This window comes from Solibacillus sp. FSL H8-0538, from assembly GCF_038003525.1.
Lineage (GTDB): Bacteria > Bacillota > Bacilli > Bacillales_A > Planococcaceae > JBBOPI01.
Window position 1 is genome coordinate 670,880 of record NZ_JBBOPI010000001.1, and the last position, 17,139, is coordinate 688,018.

Sequence of the window (17,139 nt, forward strand, 5' to 3'; positions counted from 1 at the left end):
TGTTATAGTATGCAACGCCAAAATTTGTTAAGGTAAAGTGTAACAACTAAGAAAGGAAGGTGAAATGCTTCAAGTTTTGATGAAGCAACACTATGAAAATTAAACATTTAATTATTACATGTATGGTCATGTTGTCTATTGTTTTAGGGGCGCAGGAAAAAGGCTATGCAGCACAAACGACGAATGAATCGTACCCGGTATCACAAGGTGTAGAGTATTCCAATTATACATACAAAGGGTTAAAAACGAGCGTTGTAAATCATTTACAAGTAGATTTATCAAATCCATTTACAAAAATTGGACTTGGATTACCAACACCTATTAATACGTTAATGACGACGACAGAGCATGCGAATAAACATTCTAAAGAGGGCAACCGTGTCGTTGGGGCAATTAACTCAAACTTCTATAATATGAGTGACGGTTATCCATTGTATTTAATTTCTCAATATAATTCTATTGTGACACCGAGCGTTATTTCAGACTCAAGCTCAAACTATGTGAGCCAGCCAATTGCCTTTGGGATTACGGCGAATGGCAATGCAGATATAGCTTATTATAATAGTGATATTACCGTAAATTACAAAGGTGAAGCGCTGAAAGTAAATGGGCTTAATGTTAAGCGTGGTGACAATGAAGCGATTATTTACACACCGCAAAATCATAGCTCACAAACACCAAACGGCGAAAAGGGAATCGAATTTATCGTGGAGACAGGCTCTACAGTATCTTCAACAAAATTCGGCCAGACGTTAACAGGGAAAGTAACGGCGATTCGCGGTTACGGCGACACTACGAAGGCGAAAATCCCACGTAACGGTTTTGTATTATCGTTTAACGGTTCAACATGGGGCGATAAATTCCGTAATATCACAATCGGAGAGGAAGTTTCGGTTACATTCTCGATTGATGATCGCTGGATGGATGCGCAGTTTATGATGGCGAGCGGTCCTTTACTCGTATTAGATGGTAAAAAGAATTTAACGATCAATACATCGAGCTCACGTGCAAAAGAAGTAGCACCACGTTCAGCAATAGCGATTAGTAAAGATAAAAAGACCGTGCATTTAATAACGGTGGATGGTCGAACAAGCGCAAGTGCGGGGATGAATTTATCGCAGTTTGCAGATTACTTAGTAAGCCTTGGCGTTGACCGCGCAATTAATTTAGATGGTGGCGGCTCGACAACGATGGGCATCCGTAAATACGGTAGCAATACAGTGGTACTTGCGAATCAGCCTTCAGGTGGCTCACAGCGCCGCGTGTCGGCAATTATTGAAGCAATTAGTACAGGTGCAACGAGCTCAGCAAAGCATATTAAAGTATCCCGCGATAAAATAGGCTCATTACTTGTTGGTGCGACCGTAAAATTAGCACCAGAATATGTCTTAGATGAGCATTATAACCCATTAACGGTGAATGCTGCTGATTTTGCAGTAGCAGCACAAAATAACAAAGTAACGGTTAATGGCCTAAGCTATACAGGGGTAGCGGGTGGTACAGAGCGCGTAACGGTGACAAACGGCGGAGCTTCTCAAACGATAGCTTTTAACGTAGTAGAAGCACCAGTTGGCTTCTCGATTTCAGCCGGCTCGACAACAACGATTGACCCGGATGCATCAGTGCAATTAAAAGTAAATGTAACAGGTCAAGACAATGAACCATTAATTTACAATGATTCACAATTACAATGGTCAATTGACGGAGATATTGGTACGATCTTCTCTTCCGGCGTATTCAAGTCAAACGGAAAAGAAGGCAAGGCAACGGTAACGGTAACACTTGGGTCAAAATCAGTTTCTAAAGAAATCATAGTGAAGGCTGTCGAAAAACCATTATTTAAAGATATTTCGGTAAATAATCGTTACAAAACAGAGCTAAGCTATTTAGTGGAACATGGATTAATTAGTGGTTACCCAGATGGCACATTTAAACCGGATCAAGCGTTAACACGTGCACAAGCTGCAGCATTATTAACACGTGCACTAAACTTATCAACGTCGGACGTAGTTAATCCGAACTTTGCAGACGTTTCGACGAGCAATACGAATTACAAGCAAATTGCGGCGATTGTCAATGCAGGAATTATGAACGGTACGGGCGATGGTAAATTTAATCCTGGTGCGCCGTTAACACGTGCACAAATGGCGAAAATTTTAGTTGTTGCCTATGATTTAACAGGCACAACGGATACGAAATTCAAGGACGTTAGCAGTAAGCATTGGTCATATGAATATGTGCATACATTAGCTGCGAATAAGATTACCACTGGTTATGAAGACAATACATTCAAGCCAGGTGTCGAAGTTTCGCGTATGCATTTTAGCTTATTCCTATATCGAACAATTACGCAGCAACAATAATAAAACCTTTGCGGAAGTTTGCGAACGAAACATGCAACTTCGAGGGCACTGAAGAAGTCTATAAAGTAGTTTAGCCAGTTCTTGAACGATGTCTTGTTCAAGAACTGGCTTTTTTCTTCGATGTCGTTGATTTCCGTTGCGGCGAACGCTTTTCTGGGGGCGAGCCTTGAGCCGCTTCCCTCGCTGCGCTCAGTCCAGGGTCTCAAGCTGCTCGCTAATCCCCTAGAAGTCGTCGCCTCCACTCCAATCAACTTGTATTTGTTAGAAATGAATGCGTCATTCTCTCATCTAAAAAGAATGCTTCATTGTATTCTTAAAGGAACATATTAAAGGTAGTATTTCTAAATTTTTCCAATCCAATAAACACTCAACTTTAGCCTGTTTATGGCGTTTTACGATGTTAATGTGCCAAAAGATAACATGCTTTGCCAAATCAATGAACTTGATGATTTTTCATTCATTTTAGAAGAGTTAAAAATAAAATATTGTTTAGACAACGGGTGGAACGCGATACATGATGTATCAGACGTCTACTTAGTGGAACCCTCAAAATACTGAATAATTTAAGCAATTACCCGCAAATTACTACAAAGTAGAAAAGAAGAATAGTGAATTGAAAAAGGAAACGGCATCGGGTCTATTGGGCATAGAAATTCAAAGTGCCACAACGATATTTGCTGTCAAACTGAAACAAATATTAAAGCTACTGAATGAAAAAGAGTAAGGAATAGAGAAGGAAATAATTCATTTTCTGTTCAAAATTGAACAAGAAGTGAATTATTTTTAACTGAAAAAGATTCGTTATTATTAGGGTCTTTACCAAAACATGTCCTTTACTTTAAAAGAAAGTGTACTACTTTATAGGCACATGGAACGGAAGGCGGCGACTCCTGCGGGAAAAGCGTGAGCCTTGAGACCCCGCACGAAGCGAAGCGGAGGAGGAGGCTCAAGCCACGCCCGCGGAAAGCGACCGCCTGGAGTGGAATGTGCTGTCAAGTTCAGATTTTGGTGTAGGGCCCATTATTAAAATATAAGTTTTTCAGTGCCCTTTGCAACTTCCGCAGAGGTTTTTTCGTTTTAGAGACATTATGCTATACTTGTAGCAGATAAAAGCAGTGTAGAATAAGCACGAACAACGCATGTAAACAATAGGTTCTGTTAAATCTATTTGTTGGTAGTTATTAATAAATAACATTGCACACTTGCTTGCAAATCAACAGCAGTGTTTAACAGCGCCAAAATAATAAAAGGATGTATGAAAACGTGAAAATTGGAATTGTTGGTAACTACGGAAATGATAATAATGGGGATGAAGCAATTTTACTAAGCATCATCCGTCAACTGCAAAAAGTGTTTAACATCCCGACTAAGAATTTAGTCGTATTTAGTAATAATCCACAGCAAACAGCGGACCGCTATGAGGTTGAAAGCTACCCGCTATATTATAAAAATGGCAATGCCCCGAAAACATTTTTCAAAACGTATAAGGAAAATTCAAAAGTGGTGAAAAATCTGGATTTCGTTGTCATTGGTGGCGGCGGTATTTTAATGGATTTGTACAAGCGTGAAGCACCGTTATATGGATCTTATGCGATGATGGCGAACAATGCGGGCGTACCCTATGTAGTATATGGCTGTGGTGCTGGTCCATTAAATACGGGTCTAGGCAAATGGTTTATTCGTTATATGGCCAAACATGCAGAAAACATTTCAGTCCGTGATCCACAATCGCAAAAGCTATTGAAGTCAATTGGTGTGAAGCGTGACGTGCATGTTATTGGCGACCCTGCGTTTAGTTTAGAAGTAGCACGTACACAGTATAGCGAAGCACCGAAAAAGGTTGGTGTAACAGCTGTCCCTTATTACAACGCATCTTATTGGCCAACAGGGGACGAAACGCTGTATAACAACTACATTGACGGCATGGCGAAAAACCTAGACCATTTAGTAGCGGAGCATCATGTAGAAATTACGTTCTTTGCGACAAAATATCCACAAGATGCAGATGTGACGAAAGAAATTCAACAGCGTATGCGACATGGTGCAACAGTAACCATTATTGATGAAAACTTACCACCACAGCGCATTTTAGATTTAACTGCATCATTTGATGTGTTAGTTGGGACGCGCCTGCATTCACTAATTTTAGCAACGGATGCAAAAACGCCGATTATTGGGGTGTCTTACCATGTGAAGGTTAATGACTTTTTGCAAATGGCTGGTTTAGGCGACTATTCTTTACCGATTCATTCTTTACATGAAACAGACGATCAATTTGCCAAGCTATTTAATCAAATGGCGACAAATTGGAACGGCGCGCAACAACTTGCTGCTACGACGAATGCTTCATTTAAAGAGAAATCAAGTCTTGGTGAACAGCTGTTAAAAGAAGGTGCTGCGAAGCGATGAAAAAAGTATTAGTCATTAGCAATATGTATCCGACCGAGGAGCATTTGGCTTACGGCATTTTCGTCAAAAATCAGGTCGAGCAACTTGAAGCTGAGGGTATTGAAACATTACTTGCCGTGAATACCAATCCTGCGACGGGCAAGAAAAATGTACTGCTAAAGTATGCAAAATGGGCACTAAATGTAGGCAAGGTATTCCGGGCAAATAAACACGATATAGGCTTAACCCATAGTCATTATGTGTTCCCGAGCGGCTTGTTTAGCTATTATTTAAAGCAACGTCATAATATCCCCTATATCGTGACAGCGCATGGCGGAGATATTAATAAAATGGCGAAAAAAAGTGGACGCATTCGCGATTTAACGGAGAAAATATTGCAAAATGCAGATCATGTCATTGCGGTAGGAGAAGAGCTTGCACAAACGATTCAGCAAGACTTCCGAGTAGGAAAGGACCGCATTACGGTAATGAGCATGGGCATCGATCGTACCGTATTTGCAGAAGCACCGAATAAGGCTGAAGCTGCACAAAAACTTGGGATGGACCCAACGAAAATCAATTTCTTATTTGTCGGCAATATTATTCGTGAAAAAGGTGTGGCGGAGCTCATTAAAGCGTTTAAGAAGCTAAACAGCAGCCAACCAAGTAAAGCCGAATTGTATTGTGTTGGTTCAACGAAGGACGTTAATTTTACTACGCAAGTAAAAGAGCTTGCAGTTGGGGAACCGGGGATTCATTTTATTGAGCCGATGCCACAGCAAGAGCTTTCTGCGTATTTCAAAGCGGCCAATGTGTTTGTGCTGCCATCTTATATTGAAGGACTTGGGCTTGTTGCACTAGAGGCGATGAGTTGCGGGACGCCGGTTATTGCGTCAGATGTTGGCGGCCTTCATTATTTACTAGCTGATGAAGCGGGTGTATTAGTACCACCAAAAGACGAGATTCTACTGTATAATGTGCTGGCAAAAGTTGTCCAGGACTGCGGTCTTCAAGTAAACGAAGCGCAAGTGGAAGAGCTACTGCAAATACATGATGCAAAAACAATCATTACGCGTTTAATCGCGCTCTATGGCAATTATTCAAAGTAACTAGGCGCAAATGTGCTTTTCTAAAAGGAATGTGATTTAAGTTGAATCGAATTTTAAAAATCGTTGGAGCGGTAGCAGTTATAAATATACTCGCTCGACTATTCGGCTTTCTCCGAGAAATTATTATCGGAGTTCAGTTTGGGACAACCGAACTTGCCGATAGTATCATTAATGCATATACGATTCCCAACTTTATATACTTAGTAGTGGGTGGTGCATTCACAACCGCCTTCATTTCGATTTACCATAAAACGAATGCGTCGATTGAAGATTATATTCGTCGCACATTTACGACGATTGTATTGTCGATTACAGTTATTACGGTTGCGTTTATCGTGCTTGCGGATCCCATTTTACATTGGTATTTTAAAGAGAAAACAGAGGCAGAGTTTGAGGTATTAAAATCACTTTATATGTGGATGATGCCTTCGACGATTATGCTTGTGCTTTCGACATGGCTCAGTGGTGTACTTAATGTACAGGGGAAATATAATTTATCCAGTTTTTCCGTGCTCGTTTATAATTTATCGTTTTTAATTGTGTCAGTGGGCTTGTCACTAATTATTGGGCCAGTTGGATATGGGGTTGGGGCATTAGTAGGCGCCTTCTTTATGTTCGGATTTTTAATTTATGGTGTGCGTAATGTCGACCATATGTCATTTAAGCTAAGCTTCATGCGAGCAGAGGATCAAAAGGAATTGTGGAAGGTAGCACTACCTATTATGCTTGGTGGTGCCACGGCACAAATGTATATTATGATTCAACGCTTCTTTACAAATGACTTAGCGGATGGTGTTGTATCAGCGATGAACTATGCAACGAAAATGTCGCAATTCCCGCAGGCTATTTTAATGACAGCTGTCACGACAGTCATTTTCCCGCTACTTAGTAAAAAAGAGGGCGAGGGCGATACGGCAGCGGTTAAGGGACTATATATTCGGGGGTTACGCTTACTTTACTTACTCGTTATGCCGATTTCGGTGTATTTCTATTTCCAAGCAGAGCCCATCGTTAAAATTGTCTATGAATATAATAAATTTGATGCCGCTTCAACGGCAATGACAGCACCGCTCGTACAAATTTTTAGTACGACGATGTTCTTCCTGGCAGCGAATTTATATGTGACGCGCTTCTATTACGCAAAAGGGAATTCCATGACACCGGTTATTTTTAGTTTAATTACGGTGTTTGGGGTAAATATTGCGGTCATTATGGCTTTTATTGATGAGCTGGGTGCAGATGCGATTGCTTGGGGGACATTAGTAAGCGCAATCGTTAACTTCCTGCTACTTGTCCTAGTGTTACAAACGAAGTATAAGTTAAACATCGTGCAAAATAATTTAGGGCAGTACGTAAAATTCATCCTTGTAACAATTGGATATATTGTAGTAACTGCAACTGTGAGTGAGTTTATTGTCATCGATCAAAAGTGGGTACATGTGATTGTGACGTTTATGCTAACATTCATTGGTTATATTATTTTACTATTATTAATCAAGTTTTCTGAGTTTGATGATTTAATTAGGAAAGTAAAGAAGAAACTAGTTAAATAGTAATTAAAATAGGTTTGGGTTCCGATTCTTTCATCGGAGTTCAAGCCTTTTATTGTTGTTGAAAACCTTAAATTACTCATAAATAATTTAAGCTTACTACTAAAAATGAGAAAATATGTTATTTTTATGGCGAAAACCTTTATTTTGAAAAAATTTTAATATATAATGAATGTGCAATATTTGGCAATTATAAAGTGCATAAACATCTAAAATAGAGAGATAAAGGTGGATAAATATGGCAAGAGGACGCAGAGTAAATTCAAGTGGAGAAAAAAGTAAGCAGTTATTATTGGAAAAAGCGATTGAGCAATTTTCAACTTATGGATACCATCAAACTAAAATTAGTGATATTGTGAAAGCGGCTAATTTAACGCAGCCAACTTTTTATTTGTACTTCAAAAGTAAAGAATCGTTATTTAAAGATTTGAATGAGCAATTCCAAAATGATTTAGGCGAAGTTTTTTCAGATGGTTATACTGCTAAAAAAAATGACTCTAATGGAATGAAAAATCACATTCAAGAAAATCTTACACGCATATTTTCTTACTTTGTAGAAAATCCAAAATTAACGAAGATCGGATTTTATGAATCGGAGCAAGCGGCAGATGTGAAAGAAATGCTGGTCACTCGATTATTGAATGAAATTGAAAATGAACAACACCAAATAAATACGTTAACTCATGTAGATACGCGAATATTAGCGGACAGCTTACTAGGCTCGATGGAACGGTTGACGTGGACAACCTTATTGACGGAAAAATCGAACCCTGAGAAACTTTCTGAAGATATCGTTAATATTTACTTTGCATAGCAACGCAATAGTGTGCGATAAAAAAGAACATGTCCAGTTCATTTACTGGACATGTCAGAGTGTAGAAGTAGTCGGAATGTTGACTACCTCTACACTTTTATTTTTTGGGAGCTACTGTAATGTGAAGGTAGTAACCTCTTTTGATTTTCTTGCCGGATGCATCTTTAATCGTTGGGTGAATAATTAAAGCATACTCACTACCAGCATTTAGCGGCTTTGTAGGCGTTATGATTAATTGACGGTCCTGTTGTGTAAACTTTGTTGCCACAGTATCGCCGCCTAATTCCACAAGCTCTACGGCACCAGAAGCAACTAATTGTGTTAAGGAACCGTTAAAAGAAATGGCGAACGATTTAGTAGTGGGGACATTCAGTAAACTAGTTTTTTGTCTGTACGTTCGTAGTTGCTCTGTTATTGCATCTAAATGCGCTTGATAGAGCGGATTAGAAGTCGTCGTTATTGTCGGCTTCACACCGACATTATTAATGACGGTATTTGCTGGACCCATGAAATGGCCAATCGTTAATTTTAAATAACTGCCGTCAGAAAGCTCAAAGAAGGATTGCATAGAGCCCTTCCCGTATGTTTGCTCCCCGTATAAAACAGCGGATTGCTGGTCAAGTAGTGCAGCTGCAGTCATTTCAGAAGAACTTGCACTAAAGCGATTGACGAGTAGTTTTGTATTTGCCGGAAACTTGACGGCTTGAGGGATTGCTTTTGCTACGGACGTGCCCGTTGCTAGCTTTAGTTTATAGGCATTCACTGCATTTGGAAACATTCCAATGAGCTGTTCAGCTGCTGTAACATAGCCGCCCCCATTATTTTGCAAATCTAAAATAAAGGAAGTCGCACCTTTACGCTTCAAACTTTTCACAGCTTTTGCTACAAGGCTTGCTGCATCATTGGAGAATGAGCTTAATGAAATATAACCGACATTCCCGTACAGTAATGAACTCGTTACATTTGGTAGTGAAAAAGCTTTTCGTTCAATTGTTTTTGTTTCACTGCTGCCATTTTGCTTTAGGAGTGTCAGTTTAACGGACGTATTTTCTTTTCCTAAAATAAGTGAGGATGCCTCCTGTACCGACATTGTCACAGTAGAGGTATTATTTACGGCCGTAATAACATCCCCAGCCTCAATGCCAGCCAGTTGCGCACTTGCACCTTCAATGACTTGTAAAATTAAAATGCCATTGTCGTGTTTTTCGATGACCACGCCAATGCCGACAGATGTTAAATCGACGGAATTGAGAAATTCTTCAAACTCATCGGCAGTAAAATAAGTAGAGTAAGGATCTAATAATTCGATGACCGACTCAATTGAGTTTGCCTTGTTCAAATTGCCATTCATATCCCCGACGTAATTATCGCGTACGTATTCTTTTACTTCATCTAGTGGACTAGCAAAAGTGGCTAGTGGAAAGGTTAATAACACTAAGCAAGTAAGGAACAAGGATAGTTGTCTTTTTATCATACATTCACCTCTATTTTTTAAGTGGATAAGAAAGTATACCTTTCCCATCCATATAAGTAAGGACATCAACTCACCTTATTTTGGATGAGTTGTGTCTTTCTGATAAATCTATTATATACATTAAAGACTAAATATTGGAACTATATGCGATGTAGGCGTTGTAGGTAAATAATATTGTTATTGATTCTATAGTATTTTATACAGAAAATAACAAATGTATGCGTTGGTCAATTAGAAAATAACAAAAAGCAGTACAATGAATTGAATGTAGGAAATGAAAGAAGTGAACTACTATTTTAACATTAAAAAAAGCGTAGTCATTCTCCAATGTTGGAGAATGAACACGCTTTTTGTTATTTCTTAAGCAATTGTATAATAAACCCGATAATCGCACCGATGATTGCTGGAATCAACCAACCAATACTTTGTTCATATAAAGGAAGCTTTGCTAGTAAATCACCATAAGCGGCAATTTCAATTCCAATTGCTTTTATTCCATCATATAAACTAACAACACCAGTAAAAATTAGGGCCATACCGTATACATATGAAGAATGATTAAATACTTCGCCGAATAATGAAAGAATCATTAAAACGATGGCAATTGGATAAATCGCTAGTAAAACAGGTAAAGAAATAGAAATTAAGTTTTCTAAGCCAACGTTTGCCACAGCTAAACTAAATACTGCAAATGCGATTAAATATGTTTGGTATGAGAACTTCGGAAGAATTTTAGCGAAAAATGAAGCATTCGCAGATAGTAAACCGACTGAAGTTGTTAAACAAGCCAAAATAATTGTTGCAGATAAAATGACGCTACCTGCACCCCCGTAAAGCACTTTTGCAGACTCAGAAATAATTTGTCCGCCATCACCGAGAATACCAATCGCACTTGTACTCGTTACACCTATATATGCTAAAGCAATATAAACAAATGCTAGACCGACTGCCGCAATAATACCCGCGAAGATTGAAATTTTTACTTGCTTCGAACGTTCTGTAATCCCGCGTGAATTTAACGCTTGTACAATAACAATTCCGAATACTAATGCACCAAGTACGTCCATTGTTAAATACCCTTGAACGAACGATTCACCAAATGCATTGTCGATATAAGGACCTTGTGCCTCACCGATGTCACCCATTGGCGAAATAACTGCCTTAGCAGAAAGTAAACAAATAACAATAATTAATGCAGGTGTTAACACTTTACCGACGCGATCAACAATTTTTGTTGGATTAAACGCTAAGAATAATGTGATACCAAAGAAAATTACTGTCGTAATAAATAGTGGAATCCAACTATTTTGTAAAGAACCAGATAATAGTGGTGCAACCCCGATTTGGTAAGATACTGCACCTGTACGCGGAATCGCAAACAATGGTCCAATTGATAAGTAAACAATTGATGTGAAAATAATCCCGAAATACGGATTTACTCGGTTTGATAATACTTGTAGATCTCCACCATTTTTTGCAACAGCAACAATCGCTAGTAGTGGCAAGCCTACACCGGTAATTAGAAAGCCGATAATCGATACGACGATTGTTTCACCAGCCTGCTGTCCAAGTAGGGGAGGGAAAATAATGTTACCAGCTCCAAGGAATAAGGCGAATAGCATAAATCCTACAGCGATATTTTCCTTAAAAAAGCTCATATTGTTTTTCATAATGTAAAGTAAACTCCTTTTTAATTAGAAAAGCCTAAACTTTCAAATAATTTATCTTGTATACAAATAAGAATTGTATCATAGAAAAGATAATTTTCAAACTGTTTAGTCATATATACACGGCTAATGTCGAAAAAATGATATAATACAGATTTTTTCGAGCGTATAGTCCCTTGCAATGGGTGCTTTTTTTTCAGTAATATGATACTAGAGTTTAAGTTTCGCTGGAAAGGATGAGTTTTCAAGATGAACAAAAAATGGAGAATTTTAGTAGCTGGGGCGGTTCTAGCAACAGCAATTGTTGCACCAACTGTAGAAGCATCAACTTACACTGTTCAAAAAGGCGATACACTAACAAAAATTGCGAAAGCTCACAACACGACGATACAGCAGCTGAGACAATGGAATAGTTTAAAAACTGATAGTATTTTTATTCAACAAAAGCTTGTCGTATCAAAAGTTAGTAACGAAGAAGTATCAAAACCAACTGTACCCGTTCCACCAAACCTAGTTGAAACATCCGAAAAAACGACTACACATAAAGTAGTAAAGGGTGATGCATTAGCGAAAATTGCAAAACAATATAATACGACTGTGGCGAATATTAAACTATGGAACGCATTAAAATCAAACAATATATATATTGGCCAAAGCTTAATCGTAGCTAAAACTACGGTGAAGCCTAAACCAAATGATAATAAAGAAGAGTCACAAGTCACGGGTGAAGAGATTCCAGCTGCTGAGGTAGAGGGCGTTGTCGATTTTGTACCAACAGAAATCTCCGAGGCGGACAAGGTGATAGCGTCTCAGCTTGCAAGTGAGCAGATCATAACATATGTACCGACTACTACAGGACAAGCTAAGTATAATAATGTAATAACATTAGCGAAGGAACTAATCGGTATTCCTTATGCTTACGCAGGCAACACGGTAGCAGGCTTTGATTGTAGCGGTTTTATTAATTATGTTTACGCAGCTTCAGATGTGAAAATATTAAGGAAAAGTAGTTTAAATTATTTCCTACAAGATACGACGCAAGTGCAGGATCCGCTACCAGGTGATATAGTGTTTTTTAAAAATACGTATATTCCTAATATTTCTCATATGGGTATATATATTGGAAATAATGAGTTCATTCATGCCGGTACGCGCGGGATTGAAATTTCCAAGCTAGATTATAGTTACTGGGCAGAACGCTTTGTCGCATTCAAACGCTTTAACGAAATTCGCTAAAAAACTAGGGTGCTGTCTAATAAGTAAGATTTTGAATGAAACTTAGATAGCCTAATTAAAAAGACACAACTCGCCCAAAATAGGACGAGTTGTGTTTTTCTAATTGTTTGAGTACATGATAAAGGACATTTTCTTTCCCTATTTAGGGGAATATGTGACTTTATAAGGTATATAGAAGACTATGATTGTTACAAATGTTACAAAATGTAAAATTAAAGTAATGCAAAATACATAAAAAAGTAGATTGTAAGTTTAGAAACTAGAGTAAAACCTTGATATATAAGGATGGAAGCAATATGTTGAAAATTATTACATTATAGGTTTTATGTAACTATAATGTTATGAAACTGTAATGTTATGAAATGGTATAACATGATAATCTAAGAATAGTTAAGTTTTCAGAAAATTACTTGGGATTTTGGAGGAATACGATGAATCACTATAAGTTATTAGGAAATATGGTTCTAGCATTTGTTGCAACATTCGTCATTTTCTTCACACCAATTGGAGAAAACGAGGCAGCAGCGGCATCAAGCGCGACATTAACAACTGAAGAACTTAAAACAACAGCTTCAAAATATATTGGGGTTCGCTATTCATACGGCGGGACGACAACAAGTGGTTTTGATTGTTCCGGTTATGTTCGATATGTATTTAACGAACTAGGCGTTTCATCTCTACAACGTACATCTTCTTCAATGTATGGACAGGGTGAAGCAGTAAAAAAGAGCGATTTAACTGAGGGAGACTTAGTATTCTTTAATACATCAGGAAGCGGCATCTCTCACGTAGGTATTTACATAGGTTCAGGGAAATTCATTCACTCGTCAACTAGTGAAGGTGTTACGATTACAAAGTTAGATGATCCATACTACTGGAGTTCAAAATATGTAGGGGCGAAGCGTATCGCAACTGTACAAACAGCAAAAGAAGTGGCTGCAGAAAATAAAAAAGTAGAAGAAAAAGAACAAACAAACGAATCATAATATCCACTACTATACATAGTAATCTCAAAATCTCCTAGCTGTTTAATAGCTAGGAGATTTTTTTTAGCCTATTAATATATGCCAATAAAAAAAAGTGGGAAGAGCATTTTAATTGCTCTTCCCACTTTTAACTATTCTTACTATTGAGGTACACGTGCTGTCCAACGAGAGAAATCGGCACCATCAGCTGTTACAAGCTGCTCTGGGAAAATAAATGTCCAAGGCTTCGTCGAATTCGGTTGAACTGTTAAAACTGGATCTAACTTGAATGAACCTTTAGCTACTAGATTACTGTTTGCATCAATAATTTCTAGAGGTAATTGCTCTAAATTAATCGCTTTTTCATTCCCATTACGAATGAAAATTGACGTGTGTAGTGTGTTATCATCTTGTAGCTTAATTTGTAGGCCAGTGAAATTCACTTCTGTTTTACCAAGCTTCGGAAGTTCTTTAACAATTTTCGCTAACGCTTCTTGCTGCTCTTTTGGTAACTGTTTTTTCCATGTGTCATCAAGGTCTAATTGGTGACCGCGTAATGAAATTAGGTTGAAGGCAATTTTCCAACCGTCTTCAGGTACTGTTTCTGCATCGATTGAGGCAGCGTCGAATGTGAATACCCAAGGGCGAGCACTTTCTGGAGGAATCGTTCCAAGGTCTTTAAAGTTGAACGTTTTTGCTGCTAAACGGTTGTCCTCTTTATCTAAAATGAATAGTTCGATTTCACTAAGCTCAATTGCTTGTGCTAAAGATGAACGGAAAAATGCTTTTACATTCCACGCACCAGAACGAATATCTTCTTCAATATTAATCGCAGATAATGATAATTGGTTCGGCTTTAATGGTTGTAAGTCATTTGCTAAAAAGTTAAATACATATTGTTGTTCTTGTGGAACTTGCCACTCTGGGTGGAATGATAGTTTCGTTTTTACGTCTTGGTCGTTGTTCTTTGATGATTTTGCGTTTTGACCTAATTGTGCCGAGTCGATTGCGCTATCTTTTCCGACTTTATCTTTTTTGTTGAAAAATGAAAATAATGCCATTTTAAATTTCCTCCTGATTCGTCGAGATTGTTTTCATAAATGTAATGAGTTCTTCAACAATGCTTCGACGTAATTCCTGGTAGTTTTTCCCGAATAATTCTAAACCTTCACGCTGGTAAATACGCATCGGATCTTCTTGTTGGTAATGACGTAAGCCAATACCTTCTTTTAAGTGTGCCATTTGCTCTAAATGTTTTACCCACATACGGTCAATAAATCCAAGCATTACTTGTGGGATAATGGCCATTACTTGTTCGTTTTCTTGGAATGTATCGATCGTTGCTTTTAGCGCATCCATTTCTGGTTGCATCGCTGCTAAAATACGTGCCACTTTCGCTTCTTCGCGGTCAACAATGACATCTGTTAAGAACAGTGAGTTGACTGTGCGTTCCATTTTGTCATAATCCCATTCAATGCGGTCTAATTCTTCTGGTGCCGCATCTCGAACAGCGAAATCAATTGTTTCATCGAACATGCTCTTTAACTGAGCAATTAAATCTTCACGACGTAAAACACTATCACGTAATGCATAAACGACACGACGTTGGTCATTAATAACATCATCTAGCTTTAAGTTGTATTCGCGCATCGAGAAGTGTGCACCTTCTACAATGCGTTGTGTGCGTTCGATTAGCTCGTTAACTTCTTTATTTTCAATACGGCCGATTTCGTTTCTGACCATTTTTTTATTGAATTTCTCAACATCGTCTTTGGCGAAGCGTTTAAACATATCATCTTCAATTGATAAGATAAACTGAGTTTCGCCAGGATCCCCTTGACGACCTGAACGTCCACGAAGTTGATTATCAACGCGACGGCTTTCGTGCTTTTCAGTACCGATTACATATAGTCCGCCTAGCGCTTCAACGCCTTCGCCTAGCACGATATCAGTACCACGTCCAGCCATGTTTGTTGCGACTGTAATACGATTTTTTTGTCCGGCTTCAGAAATTAATTCAACTTCTTGCTCAACCGTTTTTGCATTTAATAATTGGAACTTTAGACCATATTTTTTTAAGTAACTTGCGACTTTTTCGGATTGTAAAATAGAAGTTGTCCCGATTAACACGGGCTGTCCTGTTTCATGACGACGCAGTGCCTCTTGTGCAACATACTCATATTTTTCTTCTGAAGTGGCAAACACAAGATCGGTTTGGTCTATACGTATGCGCGGACGGTTTGTAGGGATTTGAATAACCGACATAGCGTATACTTCCATAATTTCTTTTTCCTGTGTTTTTGCTGTACCCGTCATCCCTGATAATGTTGGATACATACGGAAGTAGTTTTGGATGGTTACTTGTGCTTGTGCTTTATTTTCTTCCGTAATTGTTACGCCTTCTTTAGCTTCGATTGCTTGGTGTAAACCGTCTGACAGAGAACGGCCTTCCAAAATACGTCCCGTGAACATATCGACTAGCTCGATTTTATCGTCACGTACGATGTAATCTACGTCACATTCGAACATTACGTGTGCACGAACCGCCTGAATAACGTAGTGATAAAGTGTTTGGTGCTCAAGATCATAAAGATTGTCCACGCCAAATGCAGCTTCAACCTTTTCAATTCCTGTTTCAGTTAAAGAAGTCGCCTTCGTTTCATCGTCAAAGTCATAATCTTCTTCTACTTTGAAACGTGTTGCTAGCATCGCAGCAATTCGGTGAAGTTCTTCATTTGCTGACATTTTACCAGCAATGATTAACGGTGTTTTCGCTTCATCAATTAATACTGAGTCAACCTCATCGATAATCGCGAAATGGTAAGGACGTTGAACTTTATCTGCAATCGAATGCGCCATATTGTCACGTAAATAGTCAAAACCAAATTCTGTACCTACTCCGTATGTAATATCTGCATTATATGCTACCTTTTTATCCGCAGGCTCCATCATTGGTACGTTTAAACCAACTGTAAGACCTAGGAAACGGTGAATTTGACCGATTAACTCAAAGTCACGTTTCGCTAAATAGTCATTGACCGTAATAACGTGAACGCCTTTGCCTTCTAAAGCTCGTACATACGACGGAAGAGAGGCTACTAATGTTTTCCCTTCACCTGTTGGCATTTCAGCAATATTGCCTTCTGTTAATACAAGACCACCGATCAACTGAACGTCGAAGTGACGCATGTTTAAGACACGTTTCGACGCTTCACGCACGACTGCAAATGCATCAGGAACAATTGCTTGTATCGTTTCGCCGGCATCTAAACGCTCTTTAAATTTTAAAGTCATCGCTTGAAGCTCTTCATCTGTCATTGGAGAATATGTTGCTTCAAGTTGATTAATTTGCTCTACGATTTTGTAGTATTTTTTTAACTCTCGAGCACTTGTTTGCTCTTTACTTCGCTTGAAAATTGAGAACATGTTTTTACGCTCCTTTAATCTTGTCTACCTTATTAGAAGACACTACCTTATTTTATCAAACTATGAGCAAAATGACTACCAGACAACAGGTAAAACATAGGAATTTATAAAGAAATATGGTATTAATTGGAGCTGAAACTTACTATA

Annotated in this window: 11 protein-coding genes and 1 pseudogene; 8 read left to right on the top strand and 4 right to left on the bottom strand. The window is 38.4% G+C overall.

Annotation, left to right across the window (positions count from 1 at the left end):
- The first annotated feature begins 92 nt into the window (after positions 1-92).
- The 6 genes and pseudogenes from MHH87_RS03045 (at position 93) to MHH87_RS03065 (ending at position 8,224) form a co-directional block, all read left to right on the top strand.
- Positions 93-2,363, top strand: a complete 2,271-nt coding sequence (locus MHH87_RS03045) for an S-layer homology domain-containing protein (protein ID WP_340747858.1) — start codon at positions 93-95, stop codon at positions 2,361-2,363.
- A gap of 384 nt (positions 2,364-2,747) precedes the next feature.
- Positions 2,748-2,918: pseudogene (locus MHH87_RS18860) on the top strand (IS5/IS1182 family transposase); the annotation flags it as partial.
- 708 nt (positions 2,919-3,626) lie between these two features.
- Complete coding sequence (locus MHH87_RS03050; RefSeq protein ID WP_340747859.1) at positions 3,627-4,772, top strand: polysaccharide pyruvyl transferase family protein; 1,146 nt, start codon at positions 3,627-3,629, stop codon at positions 4,770-4,772.
- A complete protein-coding gene (locus MHH87_RS03055; RefSeq protein WP_340747860.1) occupies positions 4,769-5,860 on the top strand; it encodes a glycosyltransferase in 1,092 nt (363 codons plus the stop codon). Before MHH87_RS03050 ends, MHH87_RS03055 begins: the two co-directional genes overlap by 4 nt.
- Before the next feature lie 41 nt (positions 5,861-5,901).
- Complete coding sequence (gene murJ, locus MHH87_RS03060; protein ID WP_340747861.1) at positions 5,902-7,413, top strand: murein biosynthesis integral membrane protein MurJ; 1,512 nt, start codon at positions 5,902-5,904, stop codon at positions 7,411-7,413.
- Between the two features lie 235 nt (positions 7,414-7,648).
- Positions 7,649-8,224 carry a TetR/AcrR family transcriptional regulator gene (locus tag MHH87_RS03065; RefSeq protein WP_340747862.1) on the top strand — a complete coding sequence of 192 codons (576 nt, stop codon included), beginning with the start codon at positions 7,649-7,651 and terminating at the stop codon, positions 8,222-8,224.
- Between the two features lie 97 nt (positions 8,225-8,321).
- Here MHH87_RS03065 and MHH87_RS03070 read toward each other — a convergent pair whose 3' ends face one another.
- Both MHH87_RS03070 and brnQ read right to left on the bottom strand, forming a co-directional pair.
- Complete coding sequence (locus MHH87_RS03070) at positions 8,322-9,698, bottom strand: S41 family peptidase (protein WP_340747863.1); 1,377 nt, start codon at positions 9,696-9,698, stop codon at positions 8,322-8,324.
- A gap of 353 nt (positions 9,699-10,051) precedes the next feature.
- Positions 10,052-11,368, bottom strand: coding sequence for a branched-chain amino acid transport system II carrier protein (brnQ, locus tag MHH87_RS03075; RefSeq protein WP_340747864.1), 1,317 nt, complete (start codon positions 11,366-11,368; stop codon positions 10,052-10,054).
- Between the two features lie 246 nt (positions 11,369-11,614).
- On the opposite strand from brnQ, the gene MHH87_RS03080 reads away from it, so the two are divergent.
- Together MHH87_RS03080 and MHH87_RS03085 are read left to right on the top strand one after the other, a co-directional pair.
- Positions 11,615-12,601, top strand: coding sequence for a C40 family peptidase (locus MHH87_RS03080; protein WP_340747865.1), 987 nt, complete (start codon positions 11,615-11,617; stop codon positions 12,599-12,601).
- A gap of 431 nt (positions 12,602-13,032) precedes the next feature.
- Positions 13,033-13,587: a C40 family peptidase gene (locus MHH87_RS03085; RefSeq protein WP_340747866.1), complete on the top strand. Its 555-nt coding sequence runs from the start codon at positions 13,033-13,035 to the stop codon at positions 13,585-13,587.
- Between the two features lie 140 nt (positions 13,588-13,727).
- On the opposite strand, the gene MHH87_RS03090 is transcribed toward MHH87_RS03085, so the two are convergent.
- Together MHH87_RS03090 and secA2 are read right to left on the bottom strand one after the other, a co-directional pair.
- On the bottom strand, positions 13,728-14,627 hold the full coding sequence (locus MHH87_RS03090; protein WP_340747867.1) for an accessory Sec system S-layer assembly protein: 900 nt from the start codon (positions 14,625-14,627) through the stop codon (positions 13,728-13,730).
- A gap of 1 nt (position 14,628) precedes the next feature.
- The gene (secA2, locus tag MHH87_RS03095) at positions 14,629-16,992 is read right to left on the bottom strand and encodes an accessory Sec system translocase SecA2 (RefSeq protein WP_340747868.1); all 2,364 of its coding nucleotides are present in this window, start codon (positions 16,990-16,992) and stop codon (positions 14,629-14,631) included.
- Positions 16,993-17,139: the final 147 nt, after the last annotated feature.

Excerpts from the sequence above, each read along its gene's own strand:
- MHH87_RS03080 (WP_340747865.1), top strand. The coding sequence starts at position 11,615 with ATGAACAAAAAATGGAGAATTTTAGTAGCTGGGGCGGTTCTAGCAACA.
- MHH87_RS03085 (WP_340747866.1), top strand. The coding sequence starts at position 13,033 with ATGAATCACTATAAGTTATTAGGAAATATGGTTCTAGCATTTGTTGCA.
- MHH87_RS03070 (WP_340747863.1), bottom strand. The coding sequence starts at position 9,698 with ATGATAAAAAGACAACTATCCTTGTTCCTTACTTGCTTAGTGTTATTA.
- MHH87_RS03090 (WP_340747867.1), bottom strand. The coding sequence starts at position 14,627 with ATGGCATTATTTTCATTTTTCAACAAAAAAGATAAAGTCGGAAAAGAT.
- MHH87_RS03045 (WP_340747858.1), top strand. The coding sequence starts at position 93 with ATGAAAATTAAACATTTAATTATTACATGTATGGTCATGTTGTCTATT.
- brnQ (WP_340747864.1), bottom strand. The coding sequence starts at position 11,368 with ATGAAAAACAATATGAGCTTTTTTAAGGAAAATATCGCTGTAGGATTT.
- MHH87_RS03065 (WP_340747862.1), top strand. The coding sequence starts at position 7,649 with ATGGCAAGAGGACGCAGAGTAAATTCAAGTGGAGAAAAAAGTAAGCAG.
- secA2 (WP_340747868.1), bottom strand. The coding sequence starts at position 16,992 with ATGTTCTCAATTTTCAAGCGAAGTAAAGAGCAAACAAGTGCTCGAGAG.
- MHH87_RS03055 (WP_340747860.1), top strand. The coding sequence starts at position 4,769 with ATGAAAAAAGTATTAGTCATTAGCAATATGTATCCGACCGAGGAGCAT.